This window comes from Novipirellula artificiosorum (assembly GCF_007860135.1).
GTDB lineage: Bacteria > Planctomycetota > Planctomycetia > Pirellulales > Pirellulaceae > Novipirellula_A > Novipirellula_A artificiosorum.
Window position 1 is genome coordinate 927299 of the sequence record NZ_SJPV01000001.1, and the last position, 13730, is coordinate 941028.

Consider the following 13730-nt stretch of genomic DNA (forward strand, 5'->3'; position numbering starts at 1 on the left):
TCGTGGCGGCCTCCTTGCCTTTGTGAAACGGATAGTGAGATACCCGAATCATGGCAGGTTGGCCGCTTTTTGTTTACATCAATCCCATCTGCCGCTCGAACGAACCGGCGGACCGCCGGTTACGCCCAGGGCAAAGCCTTAATCCTCAAATTGGTCGAGAAGGCAGATATCCTTGTCCAAAACTTTCGCAAAGGAGTCATGGACAAGCTTGGCTTTGGCTACGACGAGTTGAAGGCGATCAACCCAGCTCTCATCTATGCGACATCAAGCGGATGGGGCGATACAGGACCGTATGCGGATCGCGGACGCGCCGGACATGACATGATGGCCCGAGCCGAAGCGATCGAAGGAATCGACTCGTACGTGGTCTTTGAAGACGACACCGGTTTCGTCGAAGACTTCGCGGAACGATTGCAACAATACGCCGACGAGCTGCCAGCCGACTGGGGACTGGCTTACCTCGGTGGCCAACACCTGTTCCTGCCACCGCTTGGTCGAGTCGCTGTGCAAACACATCGCCGAGCCCAACATCGTCGTCGTCGATGATGGACAGCCCGAACGCCGATTCCTTCCCGCGTATCCACATACAACCTCGAATCTGGTGGTCGGCAACTCTTGGAGATCGCTCCCTACGCTGAGGTCAAGGGCGACAGGGCAACCGCGAATTGGCTGATGGACGAGGAGTTTGCAAAAGTATGGCAGGCGTATGCTCGCACGGATTATCTTCAAAAGAGGTGAGCTCGCAGGGTGCAGAGCAAGGTCCAACTAGATTCAATTGAGCAGACTTTCAATATTGGATGCAGTTTTACTACCCAAAGTTTCGTACCCCTCGGGAGTGAAGTGTACATTGGCCGGCTGTTGACGTTCGGGATTGTTTTTTGATTCTGTATAGAGATCGTTTACCGCAATCGCTGGATAGTCTTGAAGCACCTCCAGCGCACCGTGATTGAAGATTATTTCATCACCTGGAACTCTTCCTTTTGCACCTTTGGGAATGATGGTTGTATTGGTCCACAACAGTTTGGCACCTGATTTCACCAAGAGTTCGATTTCCTTCTTTAGATTCGCTTTGTATTCTGTTACAGACCTTACCTGCGTGCCACTGTTGTCTATTTTTCCATCGAGAGTGTATTTAAGATCGTGCAAACCGCTGTTAAACGAAATGACATCCCATGAATGCCCGGCCAGCCACTTATGCATTCTGTTTAACGCCTTCAGAGTATCACCCCCGTTTTCTGGAATTCTGTATACATTTGCAATGCCCTGTAGATTTCTCCGGACAGCGTTCGTGTAGCCAACTGAAATCGAATCTCCGATTATGAGGACATCAGGTAACGAGGGATCTCTCGCTACAAAATCATACGTCTTTTTACCAGTAGCCTCTATCCAAGTGGCCTTATCGAAATACATCTTTGATGCATCGACATCCACAATTTGATATGAAGCAGAGGCGTTCGCAATGGCACCTTGCGCATCAGTTACGATCGCTTCAAAGACGTATTGCCCAGGGCCAGCATCTGTAAAGACCGCCCAATTACCATGAGATGTGATGGTTCCCTTGCCCTCAATCATCTTAAATTGAACTTCGTAATTTTCATCTTGGGGAATATCGACTTCAAGAACTATTTGCTCAACGCCCGCTTCGCCTTGCATTCTCTCCTCAACGACAAACGACTTAATGGTACGGGTATTGGAGTAAGCCAATTTTCCTCGAATGGCTTTGCGAACGTCTTCCATGATCGCCATGCAGTCCGGATTAAAAATCGGGTGGTCAGCGACAACGTCGGCGGTGATGGCCAGGTTGATCGTCACTGGAATTTTTGCCGTCTCCATTTGTTTGAAATAACTCACATAGTCCTTCGCAGTAAACCTGGGGCCCTTGCCGATTTTCCCGTTCATCGGCCCTTCGACAATCCAACTGTCCATTGCACACCACCACGCGGGTGTCACATCGCCTAACTGCCGACCGGGGCCAATGGCCGTCGGTTCGGGTTGCGAGAGTTGGCGACCTCCGTCGGTCACGGCGAGTTCACTAAACGGGCTGACCGTTGGGCCACGGTTGGAACTGATTCCCACGACCGCATCAGGGTTGCCAGCCTTGATGGCGCGCGCCCATCGTTCCCACGGCGGGTCGAGCGGGTAGATTTTCTTCATCCCGCCATCAATGTAACCGACACCAGCGAGCTTCTTCCCGTAGCGCAGACTGGCATCGCGCAGAACGGCTTCGACGTCGTCGCCATATTGAGTCGTGTCACCGACCGCGATGATCCCTGATTTCGCCGGATCTGGTTTCCTGGCAAATTCGGCGTTCATATAGAGAAGGGTGCGAATGCCACGCTGCTCCAGCTCCGTAATGATTTCGCCGATGAGATCGCGTTTCGTGGTGCTTCCCGGTCGAATCTTTTCCAAAGCCTCGTTGGGTCCCGCCCAATCCGTCCCAGCGTGGATTGCGGTGAAGACCACCCACGCCGCCCCCGTTCGCTCCACAGCATCGGCAAACACCTTCACGTCGAACAGATTGACCGCTTTTTCGTGCCATTTGCTGCGCGGTTGATTTCCGTTCAAGGCATAGCCCGCCGACGACCAATGCACAAAAAGTCCGTATTTCCCTGCGATCATCCACGAGGCGTCACCGCGAATCTCTTTCGCCCGTTCAAGTTGCGCTAAGCGGGCGGCGGGCGTGCCCAGTTCGATGGACCAGAGGACAAATCCCTCAGCCGGTTTGTCTGACTCAAGCTCCGGCAGTCGGAACTGGATTTGATTCTCTCCCTTTCTCAGGTGCAGCACTCCCGGCAGTTCCTGCCGCATGAACAACGGCTTCTCCGGCCACGTCCGAACCAGAGCAGGAGCCGTGACAGTCGACGACCCGCAACGAACTTCAACCATCTGCTTCGGTGGATCCATATAAATCACGCTGACGGCATAGTCGTCCGCCTGCGGTGCACCTACGGTCCAAGTGACAGTGTCTGACGACGACGTAAACCTTGTCGCCTTGCCTGAGCTTCCTAGATTGCGAGTGGCCCGCCCGGCGACCATCGTCGTCACATCATTGGGACGCAAGGGGATGACTTCGGCTCCCAGTGCGGAAACTGCCATAGCCAACAACAGCAACAGCGGAGATGAAGTTGAGATCGTGTGTTTCGTCATTTTCATATTCATTTCCCTGGATTGAGTGCCTGAATTTCTCTATAGCCCAAGTCATCAGCGAATACGAAGATAACATTGGGCTTGGGCTGCTTGCTCAAGTTGGCCGTCAACGTAGAGCAAGATCGTTGGAGCATCCTCCCCGGCCATCGCAACCGCAGCGACGTGATGCCATCTTCCGTCTCGCAGATTGGTTGTCCCCATCGTCCGATTGCCTGCGACCAATCGCAAGCGACTGTAGTGTCCTGGATGCTCAGGTCGAGACTGTGCCGACTCAAGAAAACACGCTTTTTCTAGGCCCCGATTTCTTTTCCCCATGCCCCACCCAATCATGGTTGAAACCGTCGTATGACTTTCGTCGGGCAGTTTGACCCAACAGGCAATGGTTCGGTCTTGATCTCCGGAAATACCAGGATGACGCGTGTTGACCCAACCGCTTTTTCCATCGAAAGCAAGGGCTTGCCCCACAACTCCGGAAATCCACGTTGGTTTGCCCCCGTCCCCAGCCGCGGACATCAGGGTGCCCGTCGCAAGCTCAAGATTCGGATCACGCCCCGTAGCTTTCACCGTGTCCCCTGTCCCTTCATCGAACGACCAATAAATCAGCGGCTGTTTTTTTAGCTCTGATCGAGGGACCCGCGGAACGAATCGCGACGAGTCCGCGGACAAACGAGAAAGGACTCCGGATTCCCCAACGGCAAGGCCCTGACCTTCGGTTAGTCGTGTTATGTCGGTGCCATCGGAAACCTCGACAGTGCCGTCAAAGACATGAACCTCCATGTCTTTGGAGGATGAAACTTCGACTGCGAATTTCGTCCCAAGATCAAACACATCTCGCGAAGGCGTTTCAATCCGCAAACCGGACATTCCCTTCTTCAATTCTGCAAAGCAGCGTCCTTCATCCAAGCGAACATGAAGCCGCGAAACGACGGTGAACGACGCGGGCGCTTCGATCACAACGCGCGCCTTGTCGTCCAAAACGATTTCTAGAATACCGCGGCGCAACTGAACCGGCTTGCCTTGCTGGAGTGCTTCTGTATCGAGTGTCCCTACACCTTCGGCCGCGATGACGCGAATCCCGGGGCGTTGGTTGTTGCGGTTGCGAATGCTGGAATCGAAAACCGAGAACATCGAGAAAGCCAACATGGCGGCTGTCGCCAATCCCACGCTGCCCCAAACAAGACGCCGTTGCTTTCGTCGCGCCACTTGCAAGTTGGAGATCACAGCGCTGGTAAAAGTCTCGGATGAATCGGCGCGAAGTGATTCAAGGACCTCCTCAGTGAATCCGCCGGACGGTATCTGCTTCTGGCCCAAAAAGCGTCGCACAAGCAATCCCCGGGAGGCTGACCTCCGGAACTCGGGATCGTTTTTCAAGTCACTCAGAAACTCAGCGCACTCCGGCTCCGAAGGCCCGTCCCCCGCAAAACTGCCTTCCAGCCAATCGGCGAGAAACTGATCGCGCCGCAATTTATCCATGGCTTGCCTCCTTTCCCAATTGACTTTCGATGCAGGTTCGCAACTGTTCGCGCAGACGATGCAATTTCATCGTGATGGCCGAGTGTTTTCCGCCGAGTACAGATCGAATTTCCACCAAGTCCATTCCCTCTTCGTACCGCAACCTCAGTAACTCACGAGCGCGATCTCCCAATCTGGTGAGGCACCGATCGAGCGCCTCGAAGACGGCTCCATCGTCCCAGTCGGAGTTACCAGACTCAATTTCCGCCTCCATTAAGTTGCCCGTCTGTACTATAGGCGATCGCCGTACGCTTTGTTCTGTCTCAGACCGCCAATTCCGGCAGGCAATCGATGTCGCCCGGCTTCAGTTGACTGGCCGCGGTAAGTCCACGATCGGGACATCCAACGGCTCCGCAAGCAATCACCGAGGGAAGGTCCAAGTAGGTTTTTAAATTTGCCGCGCTGATCCCACCCGTCGGGATAAAGCGGATGTTGCCATAGGGCCCTTGCAATGCCTGGATCATCTTGACGCCGCCGAGCTGTTCTGCGGGAAAAAACTTTACGACTTCAAGCCCGAATTCCAGTGCCGTTTCCAGGTCGGTCGGGAAAGAGACTCCCGGGTAGATCGGCATCTGATGGTCCAAGCACCACTGAACGGTTCTTGGATTGAATCCGGGAGAGACCACAAACTTAGCGCCGGCATCGGCGACCATTTTCGCTTGCTCGACACTGTGAATGGTTCCTGCACCGACGACGAACTCATTGCGCGTCGATAATTTTGCGATTGCTTCGAGTCCCGCATCGGTACGAAGGGTGATCTCGGCGATCGGGAGACCGCCCCTATCGAGTGCGTCGGCAAGCGGCGAAACATCATCGACACGCTCAATCGCGATGACAGGAAGAATTCTGAGCCTTTGAATGGTGGCTTGCGTGGCGAGTGCAATTTCCGAGTGATTCATGATGAAAGGACGCCAAATTCAGATGTAAAACTTCAAGTAAGGTTGGTCATTTGCAAGCCGGTCAACAAGCAATACAGCTTCCCTCGCGTGATAGTCGCCCCACATGCTTGATTCTCCGCTGGGGATTCGCTGCCCGCTGTCAGTCGCGAGTGACCGAGCGAAGCAGCTGTAGGTCGACTGAGTCGCCCTAAAACTGGAATACAATCCAGCAGGATCTGCGGCACCGACGCTTGGTGGAGTCTGGGAAGGAAATGCGTCGACCGTACGTTAACAGCACGCGTAATTGGGGCGGCACGCTCGGATGGGTGGCCGGTACTCGCGCGAACGGCCAATTGTTGGGCAGTGACGCGATCGCCGACCTATTTGCTCTCTCTCGTCACGCTGATCACCATAAAAGTTCAGATTCACTTTGTCGGTTAGCCGCGTTCGTCCAAACAGCCCATTCGTCGAGCGACTTCCGAATGTGGCAACCGCTACTTTACTCGCAAGGATCTTGGCCAATGAACATGACAATCAACGATTCCGCGTTTTCGGCCTACCTGGACTGCCCGTATAGAGCGTTTCTTACGCTACAACGGCAGGTGGGCACACAGCGGCATTTTGAAACACTGCGGTCAAGACTCCACAAGAAACTCATACCGCGTGTCGAAGCAGCGATCCTTCGCGCAGTCTCGCCACAAACACACTCGAGAAAATGCCGCACCACCGTTTCGGATCTCAGACGAGGATCGCCCCTCATTCTCAACACCGTGCTAGCTAGTCCTCGCTATTCTTGTCGAGTTGCCGCGCTCCAGCGCGTAGATGGTCCATCGTCACTCGGCGATTTCTATTACACGCCAATCGTTTTCCACGAAGACGCCGCAACTTCGTCCTCCCAAAAACTACTTCTTGCTTTTGCTGCGAAAGTACTGGGCCGCGTCCAGGGAAACGAACCAACGGTGGGACATGTTATCGTCGGAACGGCTTGTACACTAAAGAGAGTTCTCCTGAAGCCGTTTTTCCAGCAGGCTGAGGACATTATCTCCGAACGGAAACGCTATTCATCCGAGATTTCACGACCTCGTCAGCTTCTGAACTCGCATTGTCGTGTCTGCCCCTACCATGACGGTTGCGAGTCCGAGGCAACAAGTGTCGATCACCTGAGCAGACTCGAGAGCATCAGTGCGACGGAGATCGACAAGTTGAACGCCAGAGGAATTTTCACTGTTCACCAGCTCTCGTACACGTTTCGGCCGCGGAAGCGTCCGAAACGGCAAGGCGAGCGAGAGTACATACCTTACCACCACTCGCTATGGACCACCCAATGATCGGTGGATCATCTGGGAGAGACGCTGAGCAATCTTCGGATCACAGCCCAAGGCGTTGCCAAACTTCAAAAAGCCCTTCCCGAATGCAAGATTGAATGGCATGGAGAGGCCACTGACGAACCGGCACAGAAGGAATGGCACGACCTAGGATGCCGCCTGATCCGTTTGCCGAAGGGAATGACCATCACTGAGATTGCAGAAGAGTATGGGGAAACCTGGCAAACCACATTAGTCCGACCCCAACGAACCAGCCTAATTTTGACGAGCGATGGAAGGTATTGTTGGGAGTGTCATGGCGGTTCCTTGAAATGATTGATTGGTCATTCAAAGGAACCGGTCAGTGGAGCGGAGGGTGAACCCTGGTAAGCTCATTCGGGCACGATTAGAATCAGGATCTAGACGAAACAGGCCGGGGCAATTTTGCGGCAATTCCTGCTGCAATTTGGAAATGGCCTTGGGTCGCAAATGTCGATATTTGCTAGAAAAAACGAGATTTTTTGGCTGTGAGATGAGAATCCCACCCCATCCGCTTCTCTCTGCGATTTCTGACGCAAATTTCGGCATGCATGCCTGCAAGCCCCCCCGTTGCCGTCCACTACCGTTGTGCTGCATCGATGAGGAGCTTCGAGAGCTGAGACCGATGAATTGAAGTTCGCAGAGTTGTTCCCGGCGCTCGCCAAAGAATCAGGAGACGGAAAGTGAACCGATCTGAACGTGCCATCGTGATCACGATGCGTCTCATCGCCGGCTGCGGTCTGTTCGCGATCCCCGCCATTTTTTTTCCGTACTCTTGGATGAACGCCATCCATGAATTCATGGGACTCGGTGTGTTGCCGGATGTTCCCATCGTCAGCTATCTGGCTCGTTCCCTGTCCGCCTTTTATGCCATCGTTTCGACGATCACGCTGTTCATCTCATCGGACATACGACGATACCGCTCCTTGGTGAAGCTGATGGCGATCATCGTCATCGCGATGGGCTGTGTGTTGCTCGGGATTGATCTGATCGCTGGAATGCCGACGAGCTGGACCCTCAGCGAAGGCCCACCAACGATTGCCATCGGACTTGTGGTGCTGTGGTTGCAGAGAAACATTAGCGCGGAGTCCCACGGCGACCACTCATCGTAGATGAACTTCCCGACTGGTCGCTCCGTTCGAAAAGAATACCCCCAGCCGGGTAATGCTTATTCACCCTCGCCGTTGGCGGAACCTTCAGTAGCGGCTTCGGCTTCTTTCCTTAACTGCTGTTGTTCTTTCTCCAACGACTCGATTTTCTGTTGGGCCTCGGTGACCAACTTGTCTTTGTCCGCAACCAGCTTTTTGATCGAGGTGGTTTATCACACGCATGTAAACATCCACAGGAATTGGGTGCAGCAATCAACACGACTTGAAAACGAGAGTGCGTCAATGGACATGACGTTCGATTGGTGCAGCGTCTTTGCAAACGGAGTAGAATGTGCCGTGAGTTTGTTGAGACACGACTCCCCCACCCACATCCGTGTACGTACCATTCCAACAAAAAAGTTCCCCAGGAGCGTTTCCGATGCCATCTGAGCCCGACCGTCGTGAGTTCATCAAAGCAGGCCTTGCCATTGGCGGTACCGCGGCGCTGCACGGCTCGCTGCTTTCCTCATCGGCCGCTGCCCAATCCGATTGGGCAGCCGAGGCGTTTGAGCAACCGTTCCGTCAAGTTCACCTCGATTTCCATACCAGCCGGTTCATCGAAGGGGTGGGCAACCAGTTTGATGCCGACCAATTTGCCGACACGCTTGTCAAGGCTCATGTCAACTCCATCAACTGCTTCGGCCGCTGCCATCACGGATTCATCTATTGGGATACGAAGGCCTTCCAAGAACGAAAACACCCTCATCTGAGCCGCCCGATCCTCAACGAGCAGATCGAAGCGTGTCACCTGCGCGGCATCCGTGTGCCGATCTATTTCACCGTTCAATGGGATTACTACACGACGCGAAATCATCCTGAGTGGCTGGCCCGAAATGCCGATGGATCGGTTTCGGGAATGCCGGTGGAAGGGACCGGTTTTTACCAGAACCTTTGCGTGAACACGCCGTATCGAGATTTCTTGATGGAGATGGTGACCGATTTGTTCGACACCACTCCGGTCGATGGGCTCTGGCCCGACATCGTCAAGACACTTGATTGTTCTTGTGAGTCGTGCAAGAAAGAGATGACCGACAAGGGATTCGACGTGGGGAGCCAACAGGACCGGATGAAGTTTGCTGCTGAAATGATGAAGGACTTTAAGCAACAAATGACTCAGCACATTCGCTCCAAGAGCGAAAAGGCGACGGTGTTTTACAATGCGGGGCACATTGGTCCCGACATCCGTCCGTTTCTTGATACGTACAGCCATTTGGAAATGGAATCGCTTCCGAGCGGCAGCTGGGGATACCTGCACTTGCCGTTGACGGCCCGTTTCGTTCGCACGCTTGGTAAGGACTACCTCGGGATGACCGGAAAGTTCCATACCTCTTGGGGCGATTTCCATTCCTTCAAGAATCAAGCTGCATTGGAGTTTGAGTGCTTTACGATGCTTTCCCTTGGAGCGAAATGCTGCGTCGGCGACCAATTGCACCCCAATGGCCAAATTGACCCTGTCACATACGACTTGATCGGATCGGTTTACGAGCGAGTGGAAAAAAAAGAACCGTGGTGTTCGAAGGTCAAGCCGATCACAGACATTGGTGTGTTGACGCCTGAAGCGTTTGTAGAGGGGCGGACGCCACCACCCGCGATGGGCGTCGTGCGAATGCTGCAGGAAGGACGCCATTTGTTCAACATGGTCGATTCACAAAGCGATTGGAGCGGCTACAAGGTGATGATCTTGCCGGATGTGATCACGGTCGATGACTCACTCAAGCAGAAGCTCCAACAGTTCTTGGCGGATGGAGGATCGATCCTTGCCACGTTCGAATCGGGACTGGATCCCGACAAGAAATTCTTTGCCCTCGATGCATTGGGGGTCACCAAGACAGGCGAGGGACCGCGTGAAGAAAACGGGTGGGCGGTTCGTGGGCGCAGTTTTGACCGTAACCAGTATGCGGAATATGTGGTTCTGAGCGGCGATCTTGGCAAGGGATTACCGGAAACCGAACACGTGATGTATCGCAGCGGGCTGCCCGTGAAAGCAATCGGCGGCGCGACCGTGTTGGCGGAGTGCACCAAGAGCTACTTTGACCGCCAAGGTGATCATTTCAGTTCACATCGCCAAACGCCCTCTTCCGGAAGCACCGACGGAGCAGCCGTCGTCAAGCAGGGCCATTGTATCTATTTCAGTCATCCGCTCTTCACTCAGTATCAAACCAATGCACCAAAATGGTGCAAGGTGATGTTCCTCAATGCGCTGAAGATGCTGCTCCCCTCTGCGGCGATCGAGGTCGAGGGGCCGAGTGCGTTGACGTGCACCCTGAACGAACAAACCGCGATGAGTCGGCAAATTGTTCACCTGTTGCACTATGTTCCAGAGCGTCGCGGAAACGATTTTGATACAATCGAAGACATCGTGCCCTTGTTTGACCTGGCGGTTTCGGTCCGTGCGGATCGGCCGATCACGCAGGCGCGGTTGGTGCCAGAGGAAACGGTCATCGATCTCCGTTTTGAAAACGGTCGCTACCACTTTGTCGTTCCGAAGGTCCAGGGACACCAAATGATCGAGCTTTGCTAAATCATGTTTACGCTTGATGTTTTATCACGGATTGTCCATGTTGGAACTGCGATCACTTTGGTCGGCGGTTCGGCATTCATGTTGTTTGTGTTGATGCCCGCTGCCAAGCAGATCAACGATGGAGAGCATCAGCGATTGTCGAGGCTTGTGATCGGCCGCTGGAAGCGATTTGTTCATGTTGGGATTTTGTTGTTTCTGCTGAGCGGCATCTACAACTACTGCCGCGCGTTTTCCAAGCACGAGGGTGACGGGATCTATCATGGATTGATCGGAGTCAAGATTCTGGTCGCGTTGGCAATTTTCTTTCTCGCCTCCGCGCTGGTGGGCAGCAGCACGAAGCTGGAGGGGATACGAAAAAACCGAGCCAAGTGGCTCGGTTTGATGGTGTTGTTGGCCGCAATCGTGGTTGCGATTTCCGGATTCCTGAAAGTCCGTTGATTAGACGCGGTCGAGATACCGGTTGATCACGTTTTCAAGCATTTCCTGGCGACCACTGCTGTTGGCGGCTGCTTCGCCCTTGTCCAACATGTAGGTTTCAAGGTCCTTGAAGTTGACCGTTCCCTTTTCGATTTTCTCGCCGATTCCTGAGTCGAAGCTGCTGTAACGATCTGCGACAAAGCGATCGAGAGCCTTGTCTGCTCGGATCAAGGCGGCGATCTTCAACCCCTTGGCGAACGTATCCATGCCACCAATGTGCGCGTGGAACAAATCGATCGGTTCAAAACTCTCGCGACGTAATTTTGCGTCGAAATTCACACCGCCCGGAGCCAACCCGTACTTCAAAATCACTAACATGATTTGAGTGGTTAAATAGTAGTCGGTAGGGAACTGGTCGGTGTCCCATCCGAGCAGCAGGTCGCCGGTGTTTGCGTCGATTGACCCCAAGGCGTCTTGCATGCCAGCATATTCCAGTTCATGCATCATCGTATGACCTGCCAAAGTGGCGTGGTTCGTTTCGATGTTGAGCTTGAAGTGGTCCATCAAGTCATAAGCACGCAAAAAGTTGATGCAAGCTGCTGCGTCGGAATCGTATTGATGCTTGGTGGGTTCCTTGGGCTTGGGCTCGATCAGGAACTGTCCCTTGAAGCCGATTTCCTTTGCATAATCGACCGCCATGTGGAAGAACTTGGCCAAATGATCCAGTTCTCGTTTCATGTCGGTGTTGTAGAGGTTTTGGTAGCCTTCGCGTCCCCCCCAAAAAACGTAGTTCTCACCACCGAGTCGGTGTGTGACTTCGAGCGCCTTTTTGACTTGGGCTGCCGCGTATGCAAACACGTCGGCGTTACAGGTGGTCGCTGCACCGTGCATGAAGCGAGGGTTGCTGAACATGTTCGCGGTGCCCCAAAGCAATTTCACGCCTGTCCGCTTTTGCTCCGCTTCGAACACATCCGCGACTTGATCTAAGTTAGCGTTGGATTCCGAAAGGGTCGCGCCCTCGGGGGCGATGTCGCGATCGTGAAACGCGTAGTAGGGAACCCCAAGTTTTTCAAAGAACTCGAATGCCACCGAGGCGCGTTTGCACGCGTTATCAACCGATTCGCTTCCGTCGTCCCAAGGCCGCTGCATCGTCGCACCACCGAACGGGTCGCTGCCGGCGCCACGAAAACTGTGCCAGTAGCACACCGTAAAACGAAGCAAGTCCTTCATCGTCTGGCCTTCGACGACTTCATCGGGGTTGTACCAACGAAACGCCAGTGGGTTGTCCGATTGAGGGCCTTCGTAGCTGATTTTCTTGATGTCAGGGAATCCGGTCATGGATGTCGATGCCTTAGCAGGAAAGTGGCAGGAATATGGGGAGATCTAAGACCACCTATGGTAGAGATTTTGTGGGGTTTCAAAAGACGGCGCAGCGAGGAAATCGTTGAGAAAGAGCGAGAAAACTTGACGATTAGGTCGGTTTTCCGGAATCCCTGCTCTCGCCATTGGCCGGCTTCCCCCCCCGTTTTGTCCTGCGCTGAATAAAATCGTACAAATCCGTGGCAAATGCGTCGGCTCGTTGGTACCGATGCTCGAGCGACGGGTGCAAGGCCTTCAGCACGATCTTTTCTAGCTCGGGGTTGAAATTCTGTTTGACCTCGCTCGGCGGACAGACCGGCCCGGATGCAATCGCATGAATCGTCTGCTGGCGGTCTTGAGGCGAGATGTCATGAGGGTGTTTTTTGAGCAGCAGCAGGTACAAAATGATCGCGGTTGAATAAATGTCACTGCGCTGGTCAATCCGATGGACCTCGCCTCGAGCTTGTTCGGGGGACATGAACAGCGGTGTGCCGATCACGGACCCGTCGAGCGTTTGGTTGGGATCCTCTTGCGGCGCGACAAACATCGACTTGCCCAAACCAAAATCGACCACCTTCGGCACCCCCTCTTCGGTGACCATCACGTTGGACAACTTCATGTCTCGATGAACGATGCCGCGGTCGTGAGCGTGCTGCAGTCCTTCACAGACCTGTGCGACCATGCGGATGATCTCGACGGCCGATGATTGGTGTTCGCGAATGTACTGGTATAGCGTTCCACCGCGAATCAGATCCATCGAGTAATAACCGATGGTGTTGTCGATGCGGCTATCGTAGATTTTTGCGAGGTAGGGATGATCAAGCTCCTTCATCACCTCGATCTCTCGAGCAAACCTCTCAAACACCTTCTCCGTTGCGAGGTCGACTCGCAAAATCTTCAAGGCTCGGGGCAGCCCCGAGGCAACGTGCACCGCTTCCCAGACGGTCGCAAACGCGCCTCGGCCGAGTACCTGTTTGACCTCGTACCCATCGACTCGCGGACGCGACCATCCCTTCGGAGGAATCGCCTCGACGATCCGGCGTGCTGCGTTCAGCCGCAGTTTCAAGACGTCCAAATCAACGGGTTTGGTCAAGTAGTCGTCCGCTCCCGCATCCAAGCCCGCGACGATGTCTTCCTTGGAATCACGACACGTTAACAGCACCACGTAGGTGTAAGGTCGATCCGCATCCCCTTTAATCCGCCGACAAACCTCAACACCATCGGTCTCTGGCATCTGCCAATCGAGCACGGCGATCCGCGGTGCGTCCTGACTTCCCATTTCTTCAATCGCCTCTTGCCCATCGGTCGCCAGCACTGGCTGGAAACCCCAGGCAGTGGTGTTGGTTTCCAAAACCTTCAACCACATCGGATTGTCTTCGGCAAGCAGAATTTTCATGATGTCATT

General features: G+C 54.0%; 9 protein-coding genes. 4 read left to right on the forward strand and 5 right to left on the reverse strand.

Going from position 1 to position 13730, the window contains the following annotated elements; all coding sequences use genetic code 11:
- Positions 1-546, forward strand: a 546-nt coding sequence (locus tag Poly41_RS03265) for a CoA transferase (protein WP_231615359.1), incomplete at its 5' end; no start/stop codon positions are given.
- Between the two features lie 225 nt (positions 547-771).
- On the opposite strand, the gene Poly41_RS03275 is transcribed toward Poly41_RS03265, so the two are convergent.
- From Poly41_RS03275 to eda, 3 genes are all read right to left on the reverse strand, one after another.
- On the reverse strand, positions 772-3153 hold the full coding sequence (locus Poly41_RS03275) for a hypothetical protein (protein ID WP_146524461.1): 2382 nt from the start codon (positions 3151-3153) through the stop codon (positions 772-774).
- Between the two features lie 48 nt (positions 3154-3201).
- On the reverse strand, positions 3202-4620 hold the full coding sequence (locus tag Poly41_RS03280) for a LamG-like jellyroll fold domain-containing protein (RefSeq protein WP_146524462.1): 1419 nt from the start codon (positions 4618-4620) through the stop codon (positions 3202-3204).
- A gap of 302 nt (positions 4621-4922) precedes the next feature.
- Entirely contained in the window at positions 4923-5558 is a 636-nt protein-coding gene (eda, locus tag Poly41_RS03285) for a bifunctional 4-hydroxy-2-oxoglutarate aldolase/2-dehydro-3-deoxy-phosphogluconate aldolase (RefSeq protein WP_146524463.1), read from the reverse strand.
- A gap of 2005 nt (positions 5559-7563) precedes the next feature.
- Between eda and Poly41_RS03290 the strand changes: the two genes are divergently transcribed.
- The 3 genes from Poly41_RS03290 (at position 7564) to Poly41_RS03300 (ending at position 10987) form a co-directional block, all read left to right on the forward strand.
- Positions 7564-7992, forward strand: coding sequence for a hypothetical protein (locus Poly41_RS03290; protein WP_146524464.1), 429 nt, complete (start codon positions 7564-7566; stop codon positions 7990-7992).
- Positions 7993-8407: 415 nt separating this feature from the next.
- Positions 8408-10549 (forward strand): alpha-amylase family protein, encoded by a 2142-nt coding sequence (locus tag Poly41_RS03295; RefSeq protein WP_146524465.1) that lies wholly within the window; start codon positions 8408-8410, stop codon positions 10547-10549.
- A 3-nt stretch (positions 10550-10552) separates the two neighbouring features.
- A complete protein-coding gene (locus tag Poly41_RS03300; RefSeq protein WP_197231035.1) occupies positions 10553-10987 on the forward strand; it encodes a hypothetical protein in 435 nt (144 codons plus the stop codon).
- Here Poly41_RS03300 and xylA read toward each other — a convergent pair whose 3' ends face one another.
- Together xylA and Poly41_RS03310 are read right to left on the reverse strand one after the other, a co-directional pair.
- The gene (xylA, locus tag Poly41_RS03305; RefSeq protein ID WP_146524467.1) at positions 10988-12304 is read right to left on the reverse strand and encodes a xylose isomerase; all 1317 of its coding nucleotides are present in this window, start codon (positions 12302-12304) and stop codon (positions 10988-10990) included.
- Between the two features lie 133 nt (positions 12305-12437).
- Positions 12438-13721 (reverse strand): protein kinase domain-containing protein, encoded by a 1284-nt coding sequence (locus tag Poly41_RS03310; protein WP_146524468.1) that lies wholly within the window; start codon positions 13719-13721, stop codon positions 12438-12440.
- Between the last annotated feature and the right edge of the window lie 9 nt (positions 13722-13730).

Excerpts from the sequence above, each read along its gene's own strand:
- Poly41_RS03280 (WP_146524462.1), bottom strand. The coding sequence starts at position 4,620 with ATGGATAAATTGCGGCGCGATCAGTTTCTCGCCGATTGGCTGGAAGGC.
- eda (WP_146524463.1), bottom strand. The coding sequence starts at position 5,558 with ATGAATCACTCGGAAATTGCACTCGCCACGCAAGCCACCATTCAAAGG.
- Poly41_RS03275 (WP_146524461.1), bottom strand. The coding sequence starts at position 3,153 with ATGAAAATGACGAAACACACGATCTCAACTTCATCTCCGCTGTTGCTG.
- Poly41_RS03300 (WP_197231035.1), top strand. The coding sequence starts at position 10,553 with ATGTTTACGCTTGATGTTTTATCACGGATTGTCCATGTTGGAACTGCG.
- Poly41_RS03310 (WP_146524468.1), bottom strand. The coding sequence starts at position 13,721 with ATGAAAATTCTGCTTGCCGAAGACAATCCGATGTGGTTGAAGGTTTTG.
- Poly41_RS03295 (WP_146524465.1), top strand. The coding sequence starts at position 8,408 with ATGCCATCTGAGCCCGACCGTCGTGAGTTCATCAAAGCAGGCCTTGCC.
- xylA (WP_146524467.1), bottom strand. The coding sequence starts at position 12,304 with ATGACCGGATTCCCTGACATCAAGAAAATCAGCTACGAAGGCCCTCAA.